Here is a 25,491-nt window from a genome sequence, read left to right on the forward strand (position 1 = left end):
GTACGCGACCCGCTGTGACCGACACATTACGTGCGGTTCAGACCCTCAGTGACGCCCTTGACCGCATGCACAGCGGCATGAAGGGCGACATGGACATGAACGCGAGCGATCTCGCGACGCTGCGCATGCTGACCATCCGCGAATACCGGGGGCAGAGCGTGAGTCCGCACGACGTCGCGACGCACCTGCGCATCTCGACCGCGTCGACCACGAAGCTCATCGACCGCCTCGTCGCGTCCGGCCACCTGGAGCGCCGGCCGCACCCGTCCGACGGTCGCGCGCGTGTGGTCGTGCTGACCGAGAAGTCGCGGCGGGAGTTCTTCCAGCACTTCGGTGCTCACCTGAGCGCGATGGGAGAGGTCGCCGCGCGGTACGACGACGCCCAGCTCTCCACGATCAACGACTTCCTGGGTTCGCTCACCGAGGCCATCACGACCGACGGCTGAGGGCGCCGCGCGCCACGCGCACGCCGACGTCGTCGTAGGCGTCGCGGGGACGACCGGCGCGACGGGTGGCCGCGCGCACCTGTGCGGCGCTGTCGGCCCAGCCACCGCCGCGGAACGTGCGGGTCCCGCTCGCGCCCTCGGGGTCGAAGCGGTCCCAACACCACTCCGACACGTTTCCCAGCGTGTCGAACAGGCCGTGCAGGTTGGGCAGACGCAGGCCCACATCGACGGGGGAGCCCAGGCGATCGGCGGCCGTCCATCCGATCTCGCGGATATGGCCGTAGGTCGATCCGGTCGCCCCGGCGCGGCACGCGTACTCCCACTCGTCTTCGGTGGGGAGGCGGAACCCGTCGCCCTCGGCATCCCAGTCGACGACCTCTCCGTCGAACGAGTAGACCGGGTCGAGTCCCTCCCACTCGCTCAGCGCGTTGCAGAGGCGGATCGCGCGGAACCAGCTCACCTCGACGGCAGGGCGCCGGGGATGCCGCGCGGACACCCCGAGATGCTCGGCGAGCTGTTCCTCGGTGATCGGGTACACGCCGATCTCGAAGTCCGCGACGGTGATCTCACGCCGCTCGGCTCCCCGCTGGTCGCCCCGCAGAACGGTGCCCGCGGGGATGCGGGTCATCTCGACGTCGCTCACGCGAGCTCCACCATCCACAGGTCGCTGTCGCCCGTGATGAACAGGCGCTTCTCGTCGGCGTCGAAGGTGCAGTTGCTCACCACGTGAGGAGTGGGGATGACGCCGAGGCGCCGACCGGTGTCGTCGACGATCACGACGCCCGCCTCGCTCGAGATCCAGAGCCAGTCTCGGCTGTCGACGACGAAACCGTCGGGGATGCCGGCATCCACCGTCGCGAAGGTGCGCGGGGCGCCGAGCGTCTCGCCGTCCCAGCTGCACGCGACGACGCGGGGGAGACCGTCGGCGCGTGACTCGGCGACGTAAAGGGTGCGCTCGTCGCGGCTGAAGGCGAGGCCGTTGGGCTGGTCGAGGTCGATCATGCGCTGCAGGGCCTCGCCCTCTCGCCAGCGGTACACGCTCTGGTGGTCGATCGCCGGATCCGCGGGGTACCCCTCGCGGGGGTCGGAGATGCCGTAGGTGGGATCGGTGAACCAGATCGCCCCGTCGGAGGCCACGACGAGATCGTTCGGGCTGTTCAGCGGCCGGCCCTCGAACGCGTCGGTCAGAACCGTCGTGCCCTCGGCGTCGGTGCGGCTGATCGCGCGACGGCCGTGCTCGGCCTGTACGAGGCGCCCCTGGGCGTCGAGGGCATTGCCGTTGGCGAACTCCGAGCGATCGCGCACGGTCACGATGGCGCCGTCTTCGCGCCACGCGAGCGTGCGGCGACCGATGACGTCGCTGAAGACGAGCGACTGCTCGGCGGGCCACCACACCGGGCCCTCGGCCCACGTCGCGTCGGCGTATAGCGAGAGCAGGCGCGATGACTCGGGCAACACCGACGCGAGGCGGTCGTCCCACACGCGCGGGGGAGCGACGTCGACGGGCTGCGGCTCCCGCGGGTTCTGCAGGACCTGGCCGTCGAGGGAGAAGCGGAGCATGCCCTCAGTCAACCGCGTGCCCCGATGCGGCGAGACCGGGTTGACGGCTCAGCCGAACGGGTTCGGCGTGGGAGCACCGGGCGAGGCGGCGAACTGGATGAGCACCTGCAGGCACGGCTCGTCGCCGACCGTGCCCGAGAGGTGTCCGGTGCTGCCGTCGACCTCGGTGGTCTCGGTGTCCTGCCCGAAGTGCAGGTCGCCGGGTCCCATCTCGACGCGGGAGCCGTCCTGCGTCTCGAGGAACCACCGACCGCGGAGCGGGATCACCCACTGCGGATGAGGAGAGGGATGCCACTGACCGACCCATCCGACCGGCAGCGCCGCGAACAGCACCGCCGACACCTCGCCGGGGAAGGGGCGCATCCACTGGGGGTCGGCGCCGCCCCCGACGCTCTGCAGCCCGAAGCCGCGCAGCATCGACTCGTCGAGGCGGCTCCGGCCGTCGAGCCCCGTCCACATGTGCACGAAGGGGAGCGCCGGCGGGTTGTTCTCATCGCGTCCGTCATTGTCGAGCGGAGTGGTGGTCGTGGTGCGCATGCCCCGAGTCAAGCAACGAGGCCGCGAGGGAGGGACCGGGTTGACGGCGCGCGCGCGGATGTCGTGGTGTGCGAATGGCGCCGGGCGGGAAGCGTCGCCGGGAAAGGCAGAAGGCCCCGGATCTGACGATCCGGGGCCTTCTTCTTGTTGCGGGGGCAGGATTTGAACCTACGACCTCTGGGTTATGAGCCCAGCGAGCTACCGAGCTGCTCCACCCCGCGGCACAAGAGAAAACATTACGCCGAGATGAACCGGAGCACAAATCCGCAGGGGTGGCCCGGGCGTGTTGCAAAATAATGTCCCGGTGAGCGGCAGCTTCGGGGATTTCGGGTCTCACGGGCGTCGACCGGCGTGGTTGCGGTCGATGTCGTCGTGAACCGTGCTGCCCGCGGCACAGACGGGGTCGTGCGCGCCCTGGTGATCCTCGTACTGTGGGTCGTGGCGCCGGCGTTCACCGGGCGCCGGCGAGAGGAGAACCCGCGATGAGCCACGACACCGTCGGCGTCGCCGTCGCGCAGTTCGCGCCGGCCGCTTCCCGCGAGGGCAACCTGGCCGACATCGACGCCACCACCCGCACCGCGGTGTCGCGAGGTGCACGCGTGGTGGTGTTCCCCGAGTACTCGAGCTACTTCGTCGACCCCTTCGACGACTCGCTCGCGCAGAACGCCGAGGACCTCGACGGCCCCTTCGTCTCGGCGCTGACCACCCTGGCCGCCGAGCTCGACGTGATCGTCGTCGCGGGGCTGCTCGAGCGGGCCGACGACGGCCGGCGGGTGCGCAACACCGTCGTGGCAGTCGGGGGAGACGGCATCCGCGCGGTGTACCGCAAGCTGCACCTCTACGACGCCTTCGGCCAGCGCGAGTCGGACTGGGTCGAGCCGGGTGAGATCTCGCCGCCGCAGACCTTCGAGGCGCACGGCCTGCGATTCGGTCTGATGACCTGCTACGACCTGCGCTTCCCCGAGGTGGCGCGCACGCTCGCCGACGCCGGCGTCGAGGTCGCACTGGTGCCGGCCGAATGGGTGCGGGGGCCGCTCAAGGAGCACCACTGGCGCACCCTCGTGCAGGCACGGGCCATCGAGAACACGTTCTTCGTCGCGGCGGCCGACCACCCGCCGCCCCTCGGCGTGGGGCACTCGATGATCGTCGACCCCCAGGGCGTCGCCCTCGCGCAGGTGGGCACGGCGACCGACGTCGCCGTCGCGCACATCGACCCGGATGCCATCGCCCGGGTGCGTCGGGTGAATCCGGCCCTCGCGCTGCGACGATTCCGCGTGACGCCGCGCTGACGGTCGTCGCCGGCGTGCTGCGCCTGGGCGGCCGCCCGACCGGTCAGCCGCGCGACATCCCCGCGAGCCGCTCGGCCGCGTCGGTGAGGACCTCGACGCGCTTGCAGGCGGCGAAGCGCACGAGGGTGGCGTACTGCCCGCGATGCGGCGGCGACACGAAGGCGGTGAGGGGGATGCCGACGACGCCCGCGCGAGCGGGGAGCTCACGGCAGAACGCGTCGGCGTCGACGGCGCCGAGCGGGGCGGCATCCACCACCGTGAAGTACGAACCCCCCGGCGTCGACACGTCGAACCCCGCGGCGCGCAGGCCCGTGCCGAGCAGGGCGGCCTTGGCGGCCATCTCCGCCGCCACCGAGGCGAAGAACGCGTCGGGGAGGCGCAGACCCACCGCGATCGCGGGCTGGAAGGGCGACGCCCCGACGTAGGTGAGGAACTGCTTCACCGCGAGCACGGCCGACACGAGGGCGGCGGGACCGGTGACCCACCCCGTCTTCCACCCCGTCAGCGAGAACGTCTTGCCGGCCGACGAGATCGACAGCGTGCGCTCAGCGGCGCCGGGAAGGGTCGCCAGCGGCACGTGGGGTGCGTCGAACACGAGGTGCTCGTACACCTCGTCGGTGACGATGATCGCGTCGTGCAGGTGCGCGAGACGCACGATCTCGTCGAGCACCTCGCGCGAGAAGACCGTGCCGGTGGGGTTGTGCGGATCGTTGACGAGGATCACGCGCGTGCGGTCGGTGACGGCGGACGCCAACTGCGCGAGGTCGGGCTGGAAGTCGGGCCAGCGCAGCGGCACCGGCACGAGGCGTGCACCCGAGAGGGCGACGCACGCCGCATACGAGTCGTAGTAGGGCTCGAACACGACGACCTCGTCGTCGGGGCCGTCGACGAGAGCCAGCAGGGTGGCGGCGAGCGCCTCGGTGGCCCCGACGGTGACGAGAACCTCGCGCGTCGGATCCAGCTCGATGCCGTAGAACCGCCGCTGGTGCTCGGCGATCGCGGCCAGCAGGTCGGGGAACCCCCGCCCGGGGGCGTACTGGTTCACCCCGTCGGCGATGGCGCGGCGAGCCGCCTCGAGCACGGGCTCGGGCCCGTCTTCGTCGGGGAAGCCCTGTCCGAGGTTGAGCGCACCGGTGGAGGCGGCGAGCGCGCTCATCTCGGCGAAGATCGTGGGAACGGCGCTGCCGTCGGGCGAGAGGAGGCCCGCTCCGCGGGCGGTGCGCTGCCAGGCGCCGGGGATCTGCTGCATGGTGGGGCTCTCCGAAGGAACGGGGCGGGTGGCTTTCACCGTAGCGGAGCCCCGGTCGGGGCCGGCGACCGAGGACAACCGGATGCCGGGAGCCACGGCATCCGCGCCGCCGACGTCGGGCGGTGCGAGAGGGGGCGGCATGTCGCGCCCTCGTGCGCAACCGGGGCATGCCCCGCGGGCGACTGCTGTTACACCCATAGAGAGGGCTCACGCGCGTCATAGGTAGACCACAGGATGCGCGGTCATCGTTGAAGCGCCTGGAAGAAGGAGCACCCCATGAGCGACACCACGAACAACCGTCCTGACGGTCACGACGACAGCACCACCCCCGCGGGCGACGCCGCCGCGCCCACGCCCGCGCAGCCCGAGGCCCCCCGCGCCGATGCGTCAAACGTGCCGCCGAAGCCGACGCGCTCGCCCGCCGCGGCCGCCGCCGCCTGGCCGCCGCCCGTCGCGGGCAGCGCCGCGCCGCAGCCGACCGCGCCGCAGCCGACCCACGGCTACGCCTCGGCCCCCTCGGGCGCCACCTCGCCCACCGGCCAGGCCTTCGGCCCCGCCGCGTCGGGCGCGCACCCCACCCTCGTGCTGCCCGAGAACGCCGCGCACGCCACGCCGCGCAAGAAGAGCTCGGTCCCGCGCATCGCCGCCCTCGTGGTGGCCGCCGCCCTCGTCGGCGGCGCCGCCGGTCTCGGGGGCACCTACGCGGGCCTCAGCATGTGGGGCGGATCCGACAGCTCCACCGTCGCCGGCCCCACGGCCGTGACCGTGAACGACACCGACGACGTCAACGAGACCGCGGCCGTGGCATCCAAGGTCGTCCCCAGCGTCGTCACCATCAGCGCCACCGGCACCTCGTCGGGCGGCACCGGCTCGGGCGTCATCCTGAGCGACGACGGCTACGTGCTCACCAACACGCACGTCGTCACCCTCGACGGGGCCACCGGCGACGCCAAGATCTCGGTCACCACCTCCGACGGTCACGTGTACGCCGCCACGGTGGTCGGCACCGACCCCACGTACGACCTGGCCGTCATCAAGCTCGAGAACGCGACGAACCTCACGCCCATCGAATGGGCCGACTCGTCGAAGCTCAACGTCGGCGACGCCACCACCGCCATCGGCGCCCCGCTGGGCCTGCCCAACACGGTCACCACCGGAATCGTCAGCGCGCTGAACCGGTCGATCCAGGTCGCGTCGTCGGCCGCGCCGAAGGACGGATCCGAGCAGGACCAGGGCACCGAGCCCGGAGGCGAGAGCCCGTTCCGCTTCGACTTCGGCCAGGGCCAGCAGTCGCAGCAGGCGACCCAGACCATCAAGATCGCCGTCATCCAGACCGACGCCGCCATCAACCCGGGCAACTCCGGCGGGGCACTCGTCGACAACGAGGGCAAGCTGATCGGCATCAACGTCGCCATCGCCAGCGCGGGCGGCTCGTCGTCGGGTGCGCAGTCGGGCAACATCGGCGTCGGCTTCTCGATCCCCTCCGACATCGCCAAGCGCATCTCGCAGGAGATCATCGACAACGGCTCCGCCACCCACGGCCTCTTGGGCGCCTCGGTCCAGGATGCCGCGTCGATCCAGGGAGCGACCACGACCGGCGCGTACGTGGCCGAGGCCACCAGCGGCGGTGCGGCCCAGGCCGCGGGCCTCACGAAGGGCGACGTCATCACGGCGTTCGACGGCGTGCCCGTCACCAACTCGATCGACCTCACCGCCCAGGTGCGCGCGCTCGCCGCGGGTGCCCAGGCCGAGGTGACGTACAACCGCAACGGTCAGGAGAAGACCGTCGAGGTCACCCTCGGCACGATGCAGAACTGACCTCGGATCGGGCCGTCGTCGGCCCGTCGCCCGCCGCNGCGCAGAAACTCCGCCGTCTTCCGCTGTATCTCGCGGGTCGGCTCCTGACGTTGCTGGTGCCGCGGTCCCACGACGAATGGGTCTTCGGCAGCGCGGTCGGCGTCGCCGACGGCGCGCTGGCCCTGCACCGGGTCGCCGCCGACCACGGTGAGAAGACGACGTGGCTCGTCGCCGACGACGGGCAGGCGCGGACGGCCCGGGATCTCGGCATCCGGTGGGTCAGGCGCGACTCGGCACGCGGTCTGTGGCGCACCGCGCGCGCCCGGGTGATCGTGGTGACGCACGGCTTCGGCGACGTGCAGCGCTACGCCGTCGGCGGGGCGTTCGTCGTGCAGCTCTGGCACGGCATTCCGCTCAAGCGCATCGGCCTCGACTCGGCCGAGACCACGCGCGCTCCCGTGCTGCCGAGCGTGCTGAGTCCGGTGCTGCGGCTGCTGTACCGGCGCACCACGCGTCGAATCGACCTGGTGCCGGCCGCCTCGCATCTCGTGCGGGGCCGCCTCGAGACGGCGTTCGCGCTGACCGACGCCCAGGTTCCCGTGACGGGGGAGCCCCGCGTCGACGTGCTGTCTTCCAGCGAAGCGGCGGAGCGCCGTGCCCGTGCCCGCGCGGCGCTGCAGACGCTCACGGGCACGCTGCTCGGCGAACGTCCCGTCGTGCTCTACGCCCCGACCTGGCGAGACGGTGACCCCGATCCGGCGATTCCCACGGCCGACGAGTGGGCGGCCATTCGCGCCGTGCTCGACCGCCACGACGGCATGCTGCTCGTGCGCTCGCATCCCCTCGGCGCGGGGGAGTACCGACCTCCCTGGCCCACCGATCGGGTGCGTTCGCTCGGCAGCGACGTCGTCGCCGATGTCACGCCCCTGCTCCCCGGTCTCGACGTGCTGGTGACCGATTACTCCTCGCTCGCGTTCGACGCCGCCCTCGTGCCCCTGCCGGTGGTCTTCTTCGCTCCCGACCTCGAGGCGTACACGGCCCGCCGCGGCCTGTACGGGCGCTACGCCGACGTCGCCGGCGACGTTCCCGCCCGCACGTGGAGCGCGGCGGTCGCCGCCATCGAGGCCGTCGTGAACGACCCGACCGACGCGCTGGCCGCCTCCGTCGCACGCGGCGCCACCGTGCACGCGCACCGCGATGGGCGCAACGCCGAGCGCGTGCACCGCCGGATCCGCGACCGCCTCGATGCCCGCGGCGCGACACCCGGTACCGGCATCCTGCTCGGCGCGCGCCGGCGGACGACGAGAAAGGCGACGCGATGACCGAGGCACGGTTCTTCGACGACGACGGCACTCCCGCGCTGGAGCTCAGCGGAACGGGTGCCCGTCCGGCATCCGTCGATCTGGTCGGGGCGCGGGCCCGATCGACCGGGCGCCTGCACGGACGGGGGCGCACCTGGCGCGCGGTCATCCCCCTGCGGGCCGCGCGGTGGGGTGGATCGGCCCTGCCCCTGCCGTCGGGCCGGTACCGCCTGCGCATCGACGCGGACGGGGCTCCGGATGCCGCGCCTCCGGCGACGACCCTGCCGGAGGTCGCCCTTGCGGGGCTCCGCGCGGCGTTGTCGGACGGCACGGTCGTGATCAGCCCTCCCGGTGACCCCGCCGACCGCACGCCCGCGGGCCAGGCCGCTCTCGAGCGCCGATACGCGCGCGAGCGCGACCCGCTCGAGAACGCCGTGTTCTTCGAGAGCTTCTACGGCCGCACCGCCGGCTGCAACCCGCTCGCGATCGACCGCGAGCTCGCCCGCGTGGCACCGGGGGTGACCCGTTACTGGAGCGTCGTCGACCACTCCGTCGACGTGCCCGCCGGAGCCGTCGCCGTCGTCGAGGGGAGCCCCGAGTGGTGGCGTGCCCGAGGGGTGTCGCGCCTGCTCGTGGTCAACGACTGGCTGCGGCGCCGGTTCGTGCGCCGCCGCGGGCAGGTCGTGCTGCAGACCTGGCACGGCACGCCCCTCAAGCGCCTCGCGCTGCACCGGCCCGGGTTCGACCCGCGTCGTGCGCTCGCAGTGCTGCGCGAGAGCCGCCGGTGGAACGTGCTGCTCGCGCAGAGCCCGTACGCGGCGCGCGTGCTCACCCGTGCCTACGCGTTCCTGCGCCGACCGGTGTGGATCGAGGGCTACCCGCGCAACGACGCCCTGCGCACCGACGACGGCGCGCTCACGCGCCGACGCCTCGGCATCGGCCCCGACGAACGGGTGCTGCTGTACGCCCCCACCTGGCGCGACGACCGCGAGGCCATGGTCGACTTCGTCGACCCGGCGGCCCTCGCCCGCGCCGCCGACGCCGTGGTGCTCGTGCGCGGCCACACGCGCACCCTGCAGCCGGGCCGAGACGCCGACGGGGCGCGGGTCATCGACGTCACCGGGTACCCCGACACCAGCCGCCTGCTCGCCGTCGCCGACGCACTGATCACCGACTACTCCTCGGTGATGTTCGACTTCAGCGTGACGGGCAAACCCCTGTACTTCCTCGTGCCCGACCTCGAGCACTACCGGGGCGAGCTGCGCGGGTTCTACTTCGACCTTCTCGACGCCGCGCCCGGGCCCGTCGTGCGCACGCAGCACGAGTTGGAGCGAGCCCTGGCCGAGGTCGACCCCGACGTCTTCACCGAGCGGTACGCGCGCTGGCAGCGCGAGTTCACCGCCCGTGACGACGGGCACGCCGCCGAACGCGTCGTGGCGCGCATCCTCGACCAGGGTTTCGTCGACCGCGCCTGATGCCCTCGCTGATGCCCGCGCCTCACGAGAGCGACCGGACGCCTCGACGGACGGGGCAGGGCTAGGGCAGAGGCGTATTCCGGCCGTCCAGGCGCGACGTGTCGACGGTGTCGCGCGCACCGCGCACGAGCGCCCAGACGAACCCCCACCCCCACGAGACGTGCATCGACGGCAGCACGGCGGCCGTCCACGCCTTGTCGCGCCACCCGCGGCCGCCGCCCCGACCGAGAGCGACGAGGGCGATGAGCAGGGCGTACCCGGCGACCGGCAGATGCAGCACCCAGGAGCGCCCCCGCCGACGGCGGCCGAGCTGCACGCCGGCCGTCACCGCCGAGACCGCCGCCGCGCCCACCAGCGCCGGGGGAGCGAAGTACCGCAGGGAGTTGCCACGCCCGTAGCGGCGTACGAGCTCGCCCCGCCACGCCCCCGTGGCACGGAACTGGCGCACGAGTCGCGTCCAGCTCTCGCGCGGCCAGTACACCGCTTCGAGCCGCGGGTCGAACCAGACGCGGTAACCGGCGCGCCGGATGCGCAGGTTCAGCTCCCAGTCCTCGCCGCGGCGGATGCTCTCATCGAACAATCCGACCTCGTCGAGCACCGCACGCCGCATGACGCCGAGGTACGCCGACTCGGCGGGGCCCTCCTCGGTGCCGCCGTGGTACGCACCCCCGCCCAGGCCGACGCGGGAGTTGTAGGCCCGGGCGACGGCGCGCTGGAAGGGGGAGCGCCCGTCGGCGCGCATCACTCCGCCGACGTTCGCGGCCTGCACCCGCGCGAGGGTCCGCAGCGCCCGCCGCGCGTAGCCCGGCGCGAGTTCGGAGTGGGCGTCGACGCGGACGATGGTCGGGTACCGGCTGGCGCGGATGGCACGGTTCAGTCCCACGGGGATGTCGGCGGCGGGGTTCTCGATCAGCACGATGCGGTCGTCGGCATCCGCCAGTTCTCGAGCGAGGGCGTCGGTCCCGTCGGTGGAGGGGCCGAGGGCCACGACCAGCTCGACGGGTCCGGGGACGTCCTGCGCGAGGGTGGAGGCGACGGCGCGACGCAGGTACCGCTGCTCGTTGAGCACGGGCATGACGAAGCTCACGCCGGCATCGTCGGGAGGAACGGGCGCGTCTCTTTCGCCGGGGGTCGAAAGGGGCATCCGTCGATCCTGTCACGAGAGGCTGGCCGGTACCCTGGAACGATGCCCCTCGCCCGCGACACCCGGCTCGCTGTGGGCCTGCTCCGCAAAGCCCTCGCCACCCGCCGCGCTCGCCGCGACCTGCGCGCGGCGCTCGATGGCCGCGGTCCCCTGCCCGAGGGGCGGTTCCACGTGGCGGTGTACTTCGCCGACGGCGCCGCGAACATGTACCAGATGCGGCAGTGGTACGCGCCCCTGCAGCACCTGGCCGAACGCTGGCCGGTCGTCGTCATCAGCCGGGCGATCCGCGGCGCCGACGCGCTCCTGCGCGACGATGCTCTGCCGGTCGCGTACGCGCCGACGATCGCCGACGTCGAGCGGGTGCTGAGCGAGCAGGACATCCGCGTGGTGTTCTACGTCAACCAGAACACCCGCAACTTCCAGATGTTCCGCTACGGGCGGCGCTGGCATGTGTTCATCAACCACGGCGAGTCCGACAAGATGTACATGACCACGAACCAGGTGACGGCGTACGACTACGCCTTCGTCGCCGGAGACGCGGCCCGCGAGCGGCTGTCGCGGGAGCTGTGGGACTACGACCTCGACCGCCGCACGTTCTCGATCGGGCGCCCGCAGGCCGACCACTACGGCGGTGAGCCCCCCTTCCCGCCCGACGAGCGCACGGTGGTGCTGTACGCCCCCACGTGGGAGGGCGACCGGCCCTCGGCGCGGTACGGCTCGGTCGTCACCCACGGGGAGTCCCTCGTCGCGGCCCTGCTCGCGACGGGACGTCATCGCGTGATCTACCGCCCGCACCCGCGGTCGGGAATCGTCGATCCGGCGTACGGGGCGGCGAACGCCCGCATCGCGGCGGCACTTCAGGCCGCGAACCGCGCCGACCCCGGCGCGGGCCACGTGCACGACACCGGCGCCGAGATGGGCTGGCAGCTCACCGCGGCCGACCTCGCGGTGGTCGACATCTCGGCGATGGTCTACGACCGTCTCGCCGTGGGCAAGCCGCTGCTCATCACGCGGCCCGTGGACCCCGCGGCCGTCGTCGACGAGGGCGGATACCTGTCGGCGTGCGAATGGCTGGATGCCGCGGCATCCGGCGACATCGTCGGTCATGCCGAGCGCGTGCTCGACGACCCCGCGTCGGGTGAGCGTCTCGCGCACTGGGTGCGGCACTACTTCGGCGACAGCACGCCGGGATCGGCCACGGAGCGGTTCGAGGCGGCGGTGGCGGAGCTCATGGCGCGCTGGGACACCTGGCACGCGCGCGAAGAATCGCGCGACGACACCCCGCCCTCGGACTGAGGCTCCGGGTCGTCACTCCAGCGGAGCGAGCCGACCGATCGCGGCGAGGGGGATGCCGACCCAGTCGGGGCGGTTGCGCGTCTCGTAGATCGCCTCGTAGACGGCCTTGTCGAGTTCGAACGCGGCACGCAGCGTCTCGTCGTCCGTGCTCTGGGGGCCGGCGGTCTCGGCGTAGCCGTCGAGGAACGCCTGCTGGGCGGCGATGACCCACGCGCGCACCGCGGCGCCGTCGTCGTCGGCCACGGCGCCCGAGACGTAGTCGAACGAGCGCAGCATGCCGGCGACGTCGCGCACGGCGACGTCGGGCTGCAGGCGTTCGGCGATGGGACGCAGCGGCTCGCCCTCGAAGTCCAGCAGCACCCAGCCGTTGCGGGGGGTGTCGAGCACCTGCCCGAGGTGCAGGTCGCCGTGCACGCGCTGCAGCGCCGGCCAGGGGGCGGTGGCGGCGGCCGCGTACACGGCACGGATGCGGTCGGCGTACGGCTCCAGCGCCGGGACCTCGGCGAGGGCGATCGACAGACGCCGCTCCCACGCACCGACCACGGCCGCGCGGTCATCGGCGTCGGGCTCACGCGTGGGGAACGCCCGCGCGAGAGAGACGTGCATGCCGGCGACGCTCGCGCCGAGCGCGTGGGCGCGCGCAGCGAAGTCGTCGTCGGCGGCCGCGGCGTCGAGGGCGACGCGCCAGGCGTCCTCGACCCCGTCGAAGAACTCCTGCGCGAAGGCGAGCGACCCGCTGACGGGAACTCCCTCGGGCGTCACCCACCATCCGCGCACCTCACCGATCGCGGCGGGCACGAACGCCGCGCCGGCGGCGGCGAGAGCCGACTGCAGCTCCACGTCGGGGTTGATGCCCGGATGCACCTGCCGGAAGAGCTTGCAGATCACGGGAAGGCCGGCATCGTCGGGCCGGAAGATGAGCGAGGTGTTCGACTGTTCGCCGCTCAGCACGCGGGCGGTGGCGCGGGGCGCAGGCGCCTCACCGTCCGGCGAGGCGAGGGCGAAGGCGGTGAGGCCGTCGTCGGGGGTTCCCGCCGCTCCGCCGCGAGTGACCCAGGAGTACAGCAGGTCGGTGAAGGAGGGGTCGGTGGTGGCGTCCGCCCACACCCGCCCCTCGTCGGCCGCGCCGATCAGGCTGCCCGGCAGCACGGAACCCTCGGCCCGCACGACAACAGGGACCTGGTACAGGATCGCCGGCGCCGCGGCGTCGTCGCGCACGAGAAGCAGTCGCGTGTCGGTCGCGTCGAGTGCCCAGTCGGCCACGATGGTCAGCCGCGGATCGCGGCCCTTCGTGCCGTACCAGCGCTGACGCGGCATCCAGACCGCGAGGAGATCGAGGAGGTCGCCCATGCGGCGAGGCTAACGCGCCGGGGCGAACGACGCGCGGGACTTGCGCCGGAGGCCGTGTCGGTGAGATGGGTCAGGATGCCGCGCCGCGGCCGTCGCCGGCGGTCTCGCCCGTCGTGTCGTCATCGCGTGCACCCTCCGCACCCGCGCGGTGCCGACGAGGCAGGGCCTTTCGGGCCGCCGAGCCGGTGCGGCGACCCGCGCCGCCGACGACTTCGGCGATCGCGCCGCCCACGCGGTGGATACCGCCCAGGGTCGCGCGTTCCACCGTCTCGGCACCGGGCCTCGGCTCGAGGTCGGCGGGGAGCTGGAGCGGGGCAGACCCGAAGGCCCGTCGCGCGTTGACGAGAACGCGCCGGCCGAGGAGGTGGTTCCCGGCACCTCCGACGACGGCCCCCACGCCGAAGGGGAGGGCCTTCCCGAGCCACGACGCTCCGCCGCGCGTGGCGAACTGGCGCACGAACATCGTCTTGAGGCGGTCGACGAGGGGACCGACCGCGGCGCGCGGCAGCGTCTTGGTCACCATCTCGCCCCAGTAGCTCGCGCGGGTGCCCCCGCGACCCGCGGCCTGCGAGGCGAGCTGCGACACGAGGTCGACGCCTTCTTTGCCGAGCAGCAGAGCGAGAACCAGCGCCCGACCTCGATCGGGGTCCGCCACGACGAGCCCGTGCACCTCGGCGACCGACTGCGCGTACAGCGCGGTGGCCTCGAGGAAACCGACGGTCTCGACCCCGCTCAGCGCGAGAGTCACACCGGTGCCGATACCGGGGACCACCGCGGTCGCCCCCACGGCCGCGCCTCCGGTGGTGACGGCGGCGAGGTAGCGGCGCTCGAGGATCCGCAGGATCTCGTCGGGAGCGGCGTCCGGATGCCGCAGCCGGATGCTGCGGAGATGCGCGAGCACCGCGGGGCGCTGCACGGCGAGCACGCGGTCGAGCATGCGGACGGTTCGGGGGTGTTCCTCCGACCCTGCCGGGGGGAGCCCGCCCTTCCAGGGCGCGTCGTCGGGGAGGGAGTGGATGCGGTGCACCTTCTCGGACATGGAACCATCCTTGCTCGTCGCGCGCCGAGGCGAGGGCGACTTGACGATGACGTGTCGGCGCGTGCGGGGGAGAGGTTCGGGGCCCTGCCGAATGACGGTCGGGTGAGGCCTTCGCCGCGCAGTGCCGCCGGAGGACCCCGACGACTGACCGCGACGGTCAGACGAAGAGGTTCGCCCGCTCGAGGTCTTCGGCGAAGTCGACCTCGACCGCGTAGAGATCGGAGATGTCGAGCGGTTCGACGCGCATGCCGTCCTCGGCGATCGCGAGCTCGATGCCCCGTTCGAAGTAGTCCTGGTCGTCGACGCGCTGCAGCTGACGTTGCAGGGCCTTCTTGTCGCGCGCCGAGACGTAGTTGATGCCCACGGCTTCGCCGATGCCGCCGACGACGACCTTCGACAGCTCGGCGATGAAGCCCTCGGCATCCACCGTGTACTTCACCTCTTCGTCGCTGACATTGGCCGTGTCGACGGTCACGAACGAACGGTCCGCGTCGATGAGTTCGACTGCGCGACCGAGGACGCGGGGGTCGAAGACCACGTCGCCGTTCATCCACAGCACTCCGCCTCGACCGCTCTTGGCCAGCGCGCGCAGGAGGCTCTTCGAGGTGTTGGTCTGGTCGTACCGGTCGTTGTAGACGTAGTCGACGTGCGGGAACGTGTCGACGATGGTCTCGGCGCGGTAGCCGACGACGCTGGTGATGCGGGCCGTGCGGCCGAATGCGGCGCGGATGTTGTCGTGCTGCTGCTGCATGATGCTGCGGCCGTCGGCGAGCACGGTGAGCGGTTTCGGCAGGCTGCGGCCGAGGCGCGAGCCCATGCCCGCGGCGAGGATCACGATCTGAACAGTCAAGGCTGGCTCCTGGGGGGATGAGTCGTCATGTCCGGTTCACCGGAATGTCACGCCTTCGTGTTCGACCGATGCTAGCGAAAAGGCCCTGTGAGGTGGCATGATTCGCGCCGGTCGTTGTGGTTTCGTGATGCCGTCCTGGGGTTGCGTCCCGCGACCCGACGTCGGGCGATGTCGGAGGTGCTTGCTAGTTTGGGGTGATGACAGCGTCGCTGCCGCAGCCCCCCGAAAGTTCCTCGTCCGACACCGAGGCCGCCGCGGCGAGCGCCGAATCCTCCGAGTCTGCGCAGCCGGCCGCGAAACCGCGTGCCCCACGCGCCCCGCGTGCCACCGCACCCCGCGCTCCTCGTCGCACTCCCGCTCGTCCGAAGGCGACGGTCGAGGCGGCAGACGCCGCGACCGACGCGTCCGCGGACCCGTCCGAGGCCGTCGACACGCCGAAGCCCGCGCCGAAGCCGCGAACTCCCCGCACGACCGCCAGCCGCGCCGAGTCCACGGGCGCGGCGCCGCGCACCCCCGCCAAGAAGCCGGCCGCACCGCGTACCTCCGCAGCGTCCGCATCCACGTCATCCACCCCGCGCACGACGGCCGCGAGAAAGCCCGCAGCCAAGCGCCCCACGGCGAAGAAGCCGGCGACGCCCCGCGCGTCTGCGGCGACCGAGACGAGCGTCGACGCCGCCACGACGCCCGACGCGGCGGCTCTGTCGCCCGACCTCGTGATCCCCCCGCGCCCTCCGCTCCCGGTGCGCACGACGGATTCCGGCGCCTCCGCAGACGCGATCTCCCCCGACGCCGTGCCCGCGGATCCCGCGACCACGGACGCTGTGGCGGAGAACGCTGTGCCTGCCGATGCTGTGCTCGCGGATCCCGCGACCGCCGATGCTGTGCCCGCCGATCCCACTCCCGCCGACGTCGCCGTCGAGGAGCCCGTCGTCTCCGAGGCCGCTCCCGGTGGCCCTGGTGCCGACGCTGCGAGCGCCACGGACGAGGACGAGACCGCGATCGACGCGCCGGCCGACCAGGGATCGCCGATCTCCGCCGCTCACCCCGACATCGTGGTCGATACGCTTCTCGCCGACAGCGAGACGGGCCCCGCCGACGCGCTCACCCCTTCGGTGGCCGACGACGCCTCGGGGGAGTCCGAGTCGGCTGAGCCCGAGGCGACCGAGCAAGAGGCCACCACCGAGCCCGCGCCGACCGAGCTCGAGGCAACGGAACCCGAACCCGCGGAGCCCTTCTCCGATCCGACGCCTCCCGATGTCCGGGTCGCTGACGAGAACGATGTCGTCCTTTCAGACGAGATCGACCTCGCGTCCGAGGCCGACGCGACGCGGGAGGCCTCCCTCGCGTCCGAGGCCGGGTCGGCGGGCGAGACGGAGTCCTCGCCCGAGAACGACGCCCAGACCGTGCGCGACGAGCCCGAGCTGGCAGCCGATCCGGAGCCCGAGCCCGCACCCCTCACCACCCCGCACTCCGGCTCCGCGCCGGCCGACACCGCCGATGCCGACCAGCACACCGCCGACGCCGTCCCGGCGCTCACGCTGCGCGGTGTCACCAAGACGTTCGGCGAGCTGCGGGCCGTCGACGCGATCGACCTCACCGTGCCGGCGGGTTCCTTCTACGGCCTCGTCGGGCCGAACGGGGCGGGCAAGACGACCACGCTGTCGATCATCGCCGGCCTGCTGCGCGCCGACGGCGGCACCGTGCAGATCAACGGTGTCGACGCCGCCCGCCGCTCACGCGAGGCGAAGAAGCTCATCGGCGTGCTGCCCGACCGTCTGCGCACCTTCGACCGGCTCACGGGTCGGCAGCTGCTGTCGTACTACGGTGCGCTGCGCAGTCTTCCCGCGCCCCTGGTCGAGAGTCGCATCGCCGACCTGGCGCGCGCGTTCGATCTCGTCGACGCCCTCGCCCGGCCGGTCTCGGACTACTCCGCCGGTATGACGAAGAAGGTCATGCTCGCCGGCGCGATGATCCACTCGCCGCGACTGCTCGTCCTCGATGAGCCGTTCGAGGCCGTCGATCCCGTCTCGAGCGCGGTCATCCTCGACATCCTGGGCACGTACGTCGACCACGGCGGCACCGTCATCCTCTCCAGCCACGGCATGGAGCTCGTCGAACGCGTCTGCTCGCGGGTGGCGGTCATCGTGTCGGGCCAGGTGCTCGCCGAGGGCACCGTCGACGAAGTACGCGGCGAGGCGACGCTGGAGCAGCGCTTCCTCGAGCTCGCGGGTGGTCTGGGCGACGTGGAGGGCCTGGAGTGGTTGCACACGTTCTCCGCCTGAGACTGGCGATGATGTGGGGCGCCCTGCGGGGCGACCCCCGCGAGGTCGTCCGGCGCGTCATCGGTGTGGTCCTCCTCGTCGCTGCGGCGGCGGTCGCGGCCGTGAGTGCCGCGGGTCTCGCGGATGCCGATCGCCTGACCACCGCCGTGGTCACCGTGCTCGCGGGGTCGGCGGTCACGCTCGGCTTCGCGGTGGGTCCGCCCGTCACCGCCTCGATCGACCCGCTCGACCCCCGACGATTCGCGGTGGTCGGGCCGGAGCCGCGGCCGCTCGCCGGCGCCCTCCTGCTCGCCGGGTTCCTCAGCGTCCCGGTTCTCGTCGTGCTGGTGCTCGGGGTGAGCCTCGCCGTCGCGTGGGGCGCCCATGGTGCCGCGGCGGTCGCCAGCGTGGCCTCGGTCGTGCTCGGTCTCGCCACGTGCGTGCTGTTCGCCCGCGTCAGCATGGCGCTCGGCGCGCTCGTGCAGCGCCCGCGGCAATCGCGGGAGCTCATGGGCGTGTACCTCGTGGCCGTGCTCGTCGTCGTCGTGCCGGTGGGGGTGTTCCTCGGCTCGCTCGAATGGCGGGGGGCGGTTCCCTCGCAGCTCGCCTCGGCAGCCGAGATCCTGGCGTGGACCCCGATCGGCGCCGCCTGGGGGATCGCGTTGGCACCGTCGGCGGGGGCCGCCGTCGGCAGCCTGATCGTCGCCCTCGCCACGGTCGGTGTGCTGGCCGTCGCGTGGTTCGTCCTGGTGGACCGCCTGCTCACCACGACCCGTCGTCCCGTCGCCGCGCGCGAGCGCGGGGGAATGGGATGGTTCGCGATCCTCCCCGGCACGCCCGGGGGAGCGGTCGCCGCCCGCAGCCTGTCGTACTGGCTGCGCGACCGCCGCTACATCGTGAACGTCATCATCGTGCCCGTCGCCGCCGTCGTGTCCACCGTGCCGCTGCTGGTCGCGGGCGTGCCCTTCGAGATCGCGGTGCTGCTGCCCGTGCCGATCATGGCGTTGTTCTTCGGATGGCTCCCGCACAACGACCTCGCCTACGACTCCACCGCGTTGTGGATGCACATCGCCTCGGGCGTGCGCGGTGCGCCGGATCGCATCGGCCGTCTCGTTCCGGTGCTGCTGATCGGCCTGCCGGTCCTCGCGCTCACCCTTCCCCTCGCGGTGGTGGCCCACGGTCGCTGGGCCGTCTTCCCCGCCCTGGTCGGAGTGTGCGCCGCCCTGTTCCTGGCGGGGCTCGGCCTCTCGAGCATCTCGTCGGTCGTGGCGCCCTACGCGGTGTCGCGGCCCGGCGACAGCCCGTTCCAGCAGCCTCAGCGGTCGGGCTCGGGGGGCGTCATGGCGCAGGGCCTCGTGATGGTGGGAGCGCTGCTGGCCGCGGCCCCCGCGATCTGGCTCACCTGGCGTGCCGTGGCGGGCGACTCCATCGACGCGATGTTCGCGCTGGCGGTCGGCGTCGGCGCGGGGCTCGTCGTGCTCGTCGCGGGTGTGGCGATCGGAGCGGCCCTGTTCGAGCGCCGCGGAACCCGTCTGATGGAGTTCGCCGAAGCGACCTGACGTGGGCTCCACCGTCCCTTCGGCGCGGTCCGCGGCTACACTGGCTGACCATGAGCACGCCTCTCGACAGTCCTGACAGCGGGGGTCTCGCGACCCTGGATCGAGAGCTCGAAGAGCTCATCCGCGAAGAGAACATCGAGCCCGGTGACCACGAGCGTTTCTCGCACTACGTCAAGAAAGACAAGATCCTCGAGTCGGCCCTCACCGGCAAGCCGGTGCGGGCACTGTGCGGCAAGAAGTGGACCCCGGGCCGCGATCCCGAGAAGTTCCCCGTGTGCCCGCAGTGCAAAGAGATCTACGAGTCGCTCATCAAATGAGCGTCAGGCCACCTCGACGGTCGTCGTCGCCGAGGTGGTTCCGTCGGAGCCGTACAGCGCCAGCGTGAAGCGATAGGTCCCCACGGGCAACGGGTGGACCCCGTCGAGTGGGGAGGTACGGACTTCTTCCCGCCGCTCAGCCCGCCTCGCGGTACTCCGTCGGCAGGGCGGGCTCCGACCCGCTGAGTGCGAGCGCCCGCACCGGCAACTCCTGCCGCACGCGGGCGTGGTGCGCGCGTGCGGCCTCGACACCCGCGTGGCCGAGGATCGCGGCATCCCCCTCGCCGTCGACCATGAGCGTGGCCTGGAGGGGACGGGCATCGGGATGCTCGGCGGCGGTGGACAGCTCTTCGAACCCGTCGCTGACCATGATGAGCTCCGAGGTCGCGGTCCCCGCTTCGAGGGTGCGGAACGCCGCCTTGCGGCCCCCGTGCGAGGCCTTCTGCGCCGACGCCTTGGCGACACCCACCCATGAGCCGTCGGCAGATTCGCGCGCGACGAGCTTGAACACCAGACCTGCGGTCGGAACGCCGGAGCCGGTCGCGACCGACGTGCCGACGCCGTAGGAGTCGACCGGAGAGGCCGCGAGCGCGGCGAGCGCGTACTCGTCGAGGTCGCTCGTGACGGTGATGCGCGTGCCCGTGGCGCCGAGCTCGTCGAGCAGCGCCCGCACCTCGCCCGCGACGATCGGCAGGTCGCCCGAGTCGATGCGCACACCGCCGAGCTGCGGACCGGCTACGCGCACGGCAGTTCGCACGCCCTCGGCGATGTCGTAGGTGTCGACGAGCAGGGTGGTCCCGCTGCCCAGCGCGTCGACCTGCGAACGGAAGGCGTCTTCTTCGCTGTCGTGCAGCAGGGTCCACGCGTGGGCGGCGGTGCCCATCGTCGGCACGCCCCAGCGGCGCCCCGCCTCGAGATTGCTGGTGGCCGAGAAGCCGACGATGTAGGCGGCACGCGCGGCGGCGACCGCTGCCTCTTCGCTCGCGCGACGCGAGCCCATCTCGGCGAGCGGTCGGTCGCCGGCGGCGATGCTCATGCGCGCTGCCGCCGTGGCGACGGCGGAGTCGTAGTTCAGGATGCTGAGCGCGAGCGTCTCGAGCAGCACCGCCTCGGCGAAGGTTCCCTCCACGGTCAGAAGGGGGGAGCCGGGGAAGTACAGCTCGCCCTCGCGGTAGCCGGTCACCGATCCCGTGAAGCGGTAATCGGCCAGGAAGTCGAGGGTCGTGGCATCCACCACTCTCGCGTCCCGCAGGTAGCGCAGTTCGTCGTCGCCGAAGCGGAAGTCGCGGATCGCCTCGAGCAGCCGGCCGGTGCCCGCGACGACACCGAAGCGGCGTCCGCCCGAGAGGCGGCGCCCGAACACCTCGAACACGCAGCGTCGCGAGGCCGTGCCGTCGCGGAGGGCCGCGTCGAGCATGGTCAGTTCGTAGCGGTCGGTGTGCAGGGCGGTGCTGCGGCTCATCGCGCCAGCCTATTCCGGCGTCGTGGGCAGCTCGGGAGTTTGTGCGCGTATTGGTACGACCTTGCGCTGTGCCGAATTCCTGAGTTCTGCGCCCGCGAACACCCCTGAGGGCTGGATCGGCTTCGGCGCGCGCAAGTTCTCAGGAGTTCGGCACGCGCCGCCGCCGGCGCCCTGCGACCTGCGCGCGGGCGGTCTCCGCGCGTGACGCGGCGGTCGGCCGTGCCGAACTCCTGAGTTCTGCGTTCGCAGACGGCCCTGGGCGCCCTCCGAGGCCGCAGCGCGCCCGAAACTCAGGAGTTTGGCACACGCCCCGCCCCGCCCCGCCCCGCACCGCCCCGCCCCGCCCGGGCCCCCGCGCCCCGCACCGCCCCCGCGCCCCGCCGCAGGCGTGCGGCCCCCGCGCCCCGCACCGATCCGTGTCGGCCCCGCCCGGTAGGCTGGGCACCTATGGACAACGCGCCGATCGGGATCTTCGACTCGGGAGTCGGCGGTCTCACCGTCGCCCGGGCCGTGTCGGCGCAGCTGCCGCGCGAGTCGATCCTCTACATCGGCGACACCGCCCGCTCTCCCTACGGCCCGAAGCCCATCGCCGACGTGCGCAAGTACGCGCTCGAGGTGCTCGACACCCTCGTCGATCAGGGCGTGAAGATGCTCGTGATCGCCTGCAACACCGCGTCGGCGGCGATGCTCCGCGATGCGCGCGAGCGCTACCACGTGCCCGTGGTCGAGGTGATCGGCCCCGCCGTGCGCACCGCCATGTCGACGACCCGCAACGGTCGCATCGGCGTGATCGGCACGGCCGGGACGATCGGCTCGCGGGCCTACCAGGACATGCTCGAGGTCAACGAGAACCTCACGGTGTTCGCCGAGGCGTGCCCGCGTTTCGTCGAGTTCGTCGAGGCCGGCGTCACCGACTCGCCCGAGGTGCTCGCCACCGCCGAGCAGTACCTCGCGCCGCTGCGGCACGCCGGGGTCGACACGCTCGTGCTCGGCTGCACGCACTACCCGTTCCTCGAGGGCGCCATCAGCTACGTGATGGGTCCTGAGGTCAGCCTGGTGTCGAGCGACAGCGAGACGGCGAAAGACGTCTATCGCCAACTCGTCTCGCGTGACCTCCTGGCGGGGCCGGATGCCGTTCCGACGCACCGCTACGAAGCCACCGGGTCGTCGGCCGACGACTTCCTGCGCCTGGCGCACCGCCTCATGGGCCGTGAGGTGCGCGAGGTGCAGCTCGTGCAGACCGGCGCCATCGACCTGCCGCGCCGAGGCACGGCATCCCTTTCGTCCGAGGAGGACATATGACCCGTAAAGACGGCCGTACCGCCGATCAGCTCCGCCCCGTCACCATCGAACGCGGATGGTCGGCACACGCCGAGGGCTCGGCCCTCGTCACCTTCGGCGGCACCAAGGTGCTGTGCACGGCGTCGTTCACCAACGGCGTTCCCCGCTGGCTCACCGGCAAGGGCAAGGGGTGGGTCACGGCCGAGTACGCCATGCTGCCGCGCGCGACGAACAGCCGCAACGATCGCGAGAGCATCAAGGGCAAGGTCGGCGGCCGCACCCACGAGATCTCGCGCCTGATCGGCCGGGCGCTGCGCGCCGTCGTCGACACCAAGGCGCTGGGCGAGAACACGATCGTCATCGACTGCGACGTGCTGCAGGCCGACGGCGGCACCCGCACCGCCGCCATCACGGGCGCGTACGTCGCCCTGGCGGATGCCATCGCCTGGGGCCGCGAGAAGAAGTTCATCGCGCAGCGCTCCGAGGTGCTGCGCGACTCGGTCGCGGCGGTGTCGGTCGGCATCGTCGACGGCGAACCGCTGCTCGACCTGGCCTACGTCGAGGACGTGCGCGCCGAGACCGACATGAACGTCGTCGTCACCGGTCGCGGTCTGTTCGTCGAGGTGCAGGGCACCGCCGAGGGGGCGCCGTTCGACAAGGCCGAGCTCGACCGCCTGCTCGAGCTGGGCGTGAACGGCTGCGCCGAGCTGCACGGCATCCAGATCGCGACGCTCGAAGGCTGACCATGCCGCGCATCGTGCTCGCCACGCACAACCCGCACAAGGTCGAGGAGTTCCAGGCGATCGTCGCCGAGGTGCGCCCCGATCTAGACGTCGTCGCCTACGACGGTCCCGAACCGGTCGAGGACGGCGTCACGTTCGCGGCGAACGCGCTGATCAAGGCCCGTGCGGCCGCGGCCCACACGGGGCTGCCCGCGTTGGCCGATGACTCCGGGATCGCCGTCGACGTGCTCGGCGGGTCACCGGGGGTGTTCTCGGCTTACTGGGCGGGGCACAAGAAGGACTCCGCGGCCAACCTCGAGCTGTTGCTCGATCAGTTGTCCGACGTCGCCGATCCGCACCGCACGGCGCAGTTCGTGTCGGTGATCGCGCTCGTGCGTTCCGACGGCACCGAAGAGACGATCGAGGGACGCTGGCCGGGCCGCCTGGCGATGCAGCCGGCCGGACCGGGTGGGTTCGGGTACGACCCGATCTTCGTGCCCGACGGTCAGCCCGCCGATGCCGAGCGGACGGTCGGCGAGTGGAGCGCGGCCGAGAAGAACGCGTCGTCGCACCGGTCCCGCGCCTTCGTCGCCCTCGCGCCGCTCCTCGAGTCCCTCTGAGCGTGGAGGAGGACCGATGAGCCCTCTTCCGTCGGTGTCGATCATCGTCCCCGCCTACAACGAAGAGGCGGTCATCGAGCAGTGCCTGAACGCCATCGTGGGCCAGACGCTCCCCGCCACCGAGGTGCTCGTCGTCGACAACCGCTCGACCGACGGCACGCGCGCGGTGGTCGAGGGCGTGAGGGCTCGGCATCCCGACGCCGGCATCCGTCTGCTGCGTCAGGACGACCGCCAGGGACTGGTGCCCACCCGCAATCTGGGGATGGATGCCGCCACCGGCGACGTGCTCGCGCGGATCGACGCAGACACCGTCCTCAAACCCGAGTGGGTGGCCCGGGTCTCGCACATCTTCGCGTCGACAGACGTGGATGCCGCGTCGGGACCCGTCGAGTACTACGACCTGCCTCTGCGTGCGGTGGGACATCAGATCGACGATGCCTTCCGACGCCTGCAGGTGAAGCTCGCCGGCGACTTCGTGTTCCTGTTCGGCAGCAACATGGCCGTGCGGCGGGAGGCGTGGCACGACGTGCGGGAGTTCCTGTGCGACGACGAGGCCGATGTGATGCACGAAGACCTCGACATCGCCATCCACCTCGCCCTCGGGGGGCGTCGGATCGGCTACTTCTCGCGGATGGTCGCGGGCATCGGCGCGCGGCGCCTCGACGACCGCCCCCGCGACTTCCGGCGTTACATCGACCGTTTCGAGAACACGTACGCCGCGCACGGCATCCGCGACGTGCGACTCCGGGCTCCGATGGCGGTGTTCCTCGGCGTGTACCCGGCGCTGCAGGCGCATCGGCGGATCCAGGCGCAGCTGAACGCACGTCGGCGCTGACCGAGAGGGCGGTCGGGCGACCGCGTCGGGCCGGGACAACCCTGTCGGGTCGCCGCGGGGGAGCCGACACCGGTTCTCATTCCCGACTACCGCGATGACACGCAGCCCCCGCTGTGCGCGGCCTAGCCTGTAACCATGCACGATCACGCGCCTGCCGGCGGCATCCGCGATGCCGGCAACAGACGTCTGCTCACCATCGCTCTCACCCTGACCGCGACGGTCATGGTCGTGCAGATCGTGGGGGCGATCCTGTCGGGCTCGCTCGCCCTGCTGGCCGACGCGGCGCACATGTTCACCGACGCGGCCGCGCTCGTGGTGGCGCTGATCGCCACGGCGATCGCCGCCCGCCCGGCCGATGACCGCCGCACCTTCGGATACCAGCGTGCCGAAGTGCTCGGCGCGCTCGCGAACGGCGTGATCCTCATCGCGCTGTGCGCCTGGGTGAGCGTCGAGGCCGTGCAGCGGCTGCTCGCGCCGGCCGACGCCGAGGTGCAGGGCGGGCTCATGCTCGTCGTCGCGACGGTCGGCATGATCGCCAACGCCGTGTCGATGTGGGTGCTCGGTCGCGCGCAGAAGCGCAGCATCAACGTGCGCGGCGCGTATCTCGAGGTGCTGGGCGACCTGGTCGGGTCGATCGCGGTCATCATCGCGGCGATCGTGATCGTGACGACCGGATTCGCGCAAGCGGATGCCATCGCCTCACTGCTCATCGCGGTGCTCATCGTGCCGCGTGCCATCGGTCTTCTGCGCGAGGTCGTCGTCGTGCTCACCGAGTCGGCGCCCGTCGGCGTGCACGTGGCCGAGATCCGGCAGCACCTGCGCGAGGCCGACGGCGTGGTCGACGTGCACGACGTGCACGTCTGGCAGCTCACGCGGGGCGCGCCGGTGTTCAGCGCGCACGTGATCGTCGACGACGCGGCGCTGTCGGACGGTCGCGCCGCCGCGATCCTCGCGACGCTGCAGGGCTGCCTCGCCGAACACTTCGACGTGGAGCACTCGACGTTCCAGCTCGAGCCCGCCGGGCACGTCGAGCACGACTCGCGGCACGCGTAGCGCCGGGGATTCCGCCCGGCTCGGTCCGGGCGGGCGAGGGCGTCGACG

At 72.2% G+C, this 25,491-nt stretch carries 24 protein-coding genes and 1 tRNA gene; 14 read left to right on the top strand and 11 right to left on the bottom strand.

Annotated elements, in window-relative coordinates; translation table 11 throughout:
• The first annotated feature begins 14 nt into the window (after positions 1-14).
• A complete protein-coding gene (locus IFR11_RS00580) occupies positions 15-446 on the top strand; it encodes a MarR family winged helix-turn-helix transcriptional regulator (protein WP_327037388.1) in 432 nt (143 codons plus the stop codon).
• Here IFR11_RS00580 and IFR11_RS00585 read toward each other — a convergent pair.
• The 4 genes from IFR11_RS00585 to IFR11_RS00600 form a co-directional block, all read right to left on the bottom strand.
• The gene (locus IFR11_RS00585) at positions 430-1,089 is read right to left on the bottom strand and encodes an SUMF1/EgtB/PvdO family nonheme iron enzyme (RefSeq protein WP_191914891.1); all 660 of its coding nucleotides are present in this window, start codon (positions 1,087-1,089) and stop codon (positions 430-432) included. The genes IFR11_RS00580 and IFR11_RS00585 overlap by 17 nt on opposite strands.
• The gene (locus tag IFR11_RS00590) at positions 1,086-2,006 is read right to left on the bottom strand and encodes an SMP-30/gluconolactonase/LRE family protein (protein WP_191914892.1); all 921 of its coding nucleotides are present in this window, start codon (positions 2,004-2,006) and stop codon (positions 1,086-1,088) included. The genes IFR11_RS00585 and IFR11_RS00590 overlap by 4 nt, the downstream gene beginning before the upstream one ends.
• A 48-nt stretch (positions 2,007-2,054) precedes the next feature.
• Positions 2,055-2,543: a hypothetical protein gene (locus tag IFR11_RS00595; RefSeq protein WP_070409722.1), complete on the bottom strand. Its 489-nt coding sequence runs from the start codon at positions 2,541-2,543 to the stop codon at positions 2,055-2,057.
• Between the two features lie 147 nt (positions 2,544-2,690).
• Positions 2,691-2,764: transfer RNA gene (locus tag IFR11_RS00600), tRNA-Met, on the bottom strand.
• 261 nt (positions 2,765-3,025) lie between these two features.
• Here IFR11_RS00600 and IFR11_RS00605 point away from each other — a divergent pair.
• Positions 3,026-3,832 (top strand): carbon-nitrogen hydrolase family protein, encoded by an 807-nt coding sequence (locus IFR11_RS00605; RefSeq protein WP_055939674.1) that lies wholly within the window; start codon positions 3,026-3,028, stop codon positions 3,830-3,832.
• Between the two features lie 43 nt (positions 3,833-3,875).
• Here the strand turns inward: IFR11_RS00605 and IFR11_RS00610 are convergent, their stop codons facing one another.
• A complete protein-coding gene (locus tag IFR11_RS00610) occupies positions 3,876-5,081 on the bottom strand; it encodes an aminotransferase class I/II-fold pyridoxal phosphate-dependent enzyme (protein ID WP_055836316.1) in 1,206 nt (401 codons plus the stop codon).
• Positions 5,082-5,357: 276 nt separating this feature from the next.
• Between IFR11_RS00610 and IFR11_RS00615 the strand changes: the two genes are divergently transcribed.
• The 3 genes from IFR11_RS00615 to IFR11_RS00625 all read left to right on the top strand — a co-directional run bounded on the left by IFR11_RS00615 (position 5,358) and on the right by IFR11_RS00625 (position 9,654).
• Positions 5,358-6,899: a trypsin-like peptidase domain-containing protein gene (locus IFR11_RS00615; protein ID WP_191914893.1), complete on the top strand. Its 1,542-nt coding sequence runs from the start codon at positions 5,358-5,360 to the stop codon at positions 6,897-6,899.
• Positions 6,900-6,994: 95 nt separating this feature from the next.
• Positions 6,995-8,200 (top strand): CDP-glycerol glycerophosphotransferase family protein, encoded by a 1,206-nt coding sequence (locus IFR11_RS00620; RefSeq protein ID WP_342030236.1) that lies wholly within the window; start codon positions 6,995-6,997, stop codon positions 8,198-8,200.
• On the top strand, positions 8,197-9,654 hold the full coding sequence (locus tag IFR11_RS00625) for a CDP-glycerol glycerophosphotransferase family protein (protein ID WP_191914894.1): 1,458 nt from the start codon (positions 8,197-8,199) through the stop codon (positions 9,652-9,654). The genes IFR11_RS00620 and IFR11_RS00625 overlap by 4 nt, the downstream gene beginning before the upstream one ends.
• Before the next feature lie 61 nt (positions 9,655-9,715).
• Here IFR11_RS00625 and IFR11_RS00630 read toward each other — a convergent pair whose 3' ends face one another.
• Entirely contained in the window at positions 9,716-10,798 is a 1,083-nt protein-coding gene (locus IFR11_RS00630) for a glycosyltransferase family 2 protein (RefSeq protein ID WP_191914895.1), read from the bottom strand.
• Positions 10,799-10,840: 42 nt separating this feature from the next.
• Between IFR11_RS00630 and IFR11_RS00635 the strand changes: the two genes are divergently transcribed.
• Positions 10,841-12,094 (top strand): hypothetical protein, encoded by a 1,254-nt coding sequence (locus IFR11_RS00635; RefSeq protein WP_191914896.1) that lies wholly within the window; start codon positions 10,841-10,843, stop codon positions 12,092-12,094.
• A gap of 12 nt (positions 12,095-12,106) precedes the next feature.
• On the opposite strand, the gene IFR11_RS00640 is transcribed toward IFR11_RS00635, so the two are convergent.
• The 4 genes from IFR11_RS00640 to IFR11_RS16705 all read right to left on the bottom strand — a co-directional run bounded on the left by IFR11_RS00640 (position 12,107) and on the right by IFR11_RS16705 (position 16,081).
• Entirely contained in the window at positions 12,107-13,444 is a 1,338-nt protein-coding gene (locus tag IFR11_RS00640; protein ID WP_191914897.1) for a maltokinase N-terminal cap-like domain-containing protein, read from the bottom strand.
• Between the two features lie 70 nt (positions 13,445-13,514).
• On the bottom strand, positions 13,515-14,483 hold the full coding sequence (locus tag IFR11_RS00645) for a hypothetical protein (protein WP_191914898.1): 969 nt from the start codon (positions 14,481-14,483) through the stop codon (positions 13,515-13,517).
• 157 nt (positions 14,484-14,640) lie between these two features.
• Positions 14,641-15,333: a phosphocholine cytidylyltransferase family protein gene (locus IFR11_RS00650; protein ID WP_055836338.1), complete on the bottom strand. Its 693-nt coding sequence runs from the start codon at positions 15,331-15,333 to the stop codon at positions 14,641-14,643.
• A 184-nt stretch (positions 15,334-15,517) separates the two neighbouring features.
• On the bottom strand, positions 15,518-16,081 hold the full coding sequence (locus IFR11_RS16705; protein WP_191914899.1) for a hypothetical protein: 564 nt from the start codon (positions 16,079-16,081) through the stop codon (positions 15,518-15,520).
• Between the two features lie 88 nt (positions 16,082-16,169).
• Here IFR11_RS16705 and IFR11_RS16235 point away from each other — a divergent pair, with 88 nt between their 5' ends.
• Genes IFR11_RS16235 through IFR11_RS00670 form a run of 3 tightly spaced genes read left to right on the top strand, consistent with a single transcriptional unit; the run spans position 16,170 to position 19,470 of the window.
• The gene (locus IFR11_RS16235) at positions 16,170-17,615 is read left to right on the top strand and encodes an ABC transporter ATP-binding protein (protein WP_342030228.1); all 1,446 of its coding nucleotides are present in this window, start codon (positions 16,170-16,172) and stop codon (positions 17,613-17,615) included.
• Positions 17,591-19,153, top strand: coding sequence for a hypothetical protein (locus IFR11_RS00665; protein ID WP_191914900.1), 1,563 nt, complete (start codon positions 17,591-17,593; stop codon positions 19,151-19,153). Before IFR11_RS16235 ends, IFR11_RS00665 begins: the two co-directional genes overlap by 25 nt.
• Positions 19,154-19,203: 50 nt before the next feature.
• Positions 19,204-19,470, top strand: coding sequence for a DUF3039 domain-containing protein (locus IFR11_RS00670; RefSeq protein WP_055836348.1), 267 nt, complete (start codon positions 19,204-19,206; stop codon positions 19,468-19,470).
• A gap of 136 nt (positions 19,471-19,606) precedes the next feature.
• Here the strand turns inward: IFR11_RS00670 and IFR11_RS00675 are convergent, their stop codons facing one another.
• Positions 19,607-20,932 carry a nicotinate phosphoribosyltransferase gene (locus IFR11_RS00675; protein ID WP_191914901.1) on the bottom strand — a complete coding sequence of 442 codons (1,326 nt, stop codon included), beginning with the start codon at positions 20,930-20,932 and terminating at the stop codon, positions 19,607-19,609.
• Between the two features lie 447 nt (positions 20,933-21,379).
• On the opposite strand from IFR11_RS00675, the gene murI reads away from it, so the two are divergent.
• From murI to IFR11_RS00700, 5 genes are all read left to right on the top strand, one after another.
• The gene (gene murI / locus IFR11_RS00680; RefSeq protein ID WP_191914902.1) at positions 21,380-22,234 is read left to right on the top strand and encodes a glutamate racemase; all 855 of its coding nucleotides are present in this window, start codon (positions 21,380-21,382) and stop codon (positions 22,232-22,234) included.
• Positions 22,231-22,956, top strand: coding sequence for a ribonuclease PH (gene rph / locus IFR11_RS00685; RefSeq protein ID WP_191914903.1), 726 nt, complete (start codon positions 22,231-22,233; stop codon positions 22,954-22,956). Before murI ends, rph begins: the two co-directional genes overlap by 4 nt.
• 2 nt (positions 22,957-22,958) lie before the next feature.
• On the top strand, positions 22,959-23,555 hold the full coding sequence (gene rdgB, locus IFR11_RS00690) for an RdgB/HAM1 family non-canonical purine NTP pyrophosphatase (protein ID WP_191914904.1): 597 nt from the start codon (positions 22,959-22,961) through the stop codon (positions 23,553-23,555).
• 16 nt (positions 23,556-23,571) lie between these two features.
• Positions 23,572-24,390, top strand: a complete 819-nt coding sequence (locus tag IFR11_RS00695) for a glycosyltransferase (protein ID WP_191914905.1) — start codon at positions 23,572-23,574, stop codon at positions 24,388-24,390.
• 135 nt (positions 24,391-24,525) lie between these two features.
• The gene (locus IFR11_RS00700; RefSeq protein WP_191914906.1) at positions 24,526-25,443 is read left to right on the top strand and encodes a cation diffusion facilitator family transporter; all 918 of its coding nucleotides are present in this window, start codon (positions 24,526-24,528) and stop codon (positions 25,441-25,443) included.
• Positions 25,444-25,491: the final 48 nt, after the last annotated feature.

The organism is Microbacterium sp. CFBP 8801 (assembly GCF_014839455.1).
In the GTDB taxonomy this organism is placed as follows: Bacteria; Actinomycetota; Actinomycetes; order Actinomycetales; family Microbacteriaceae; genus Microbacterium.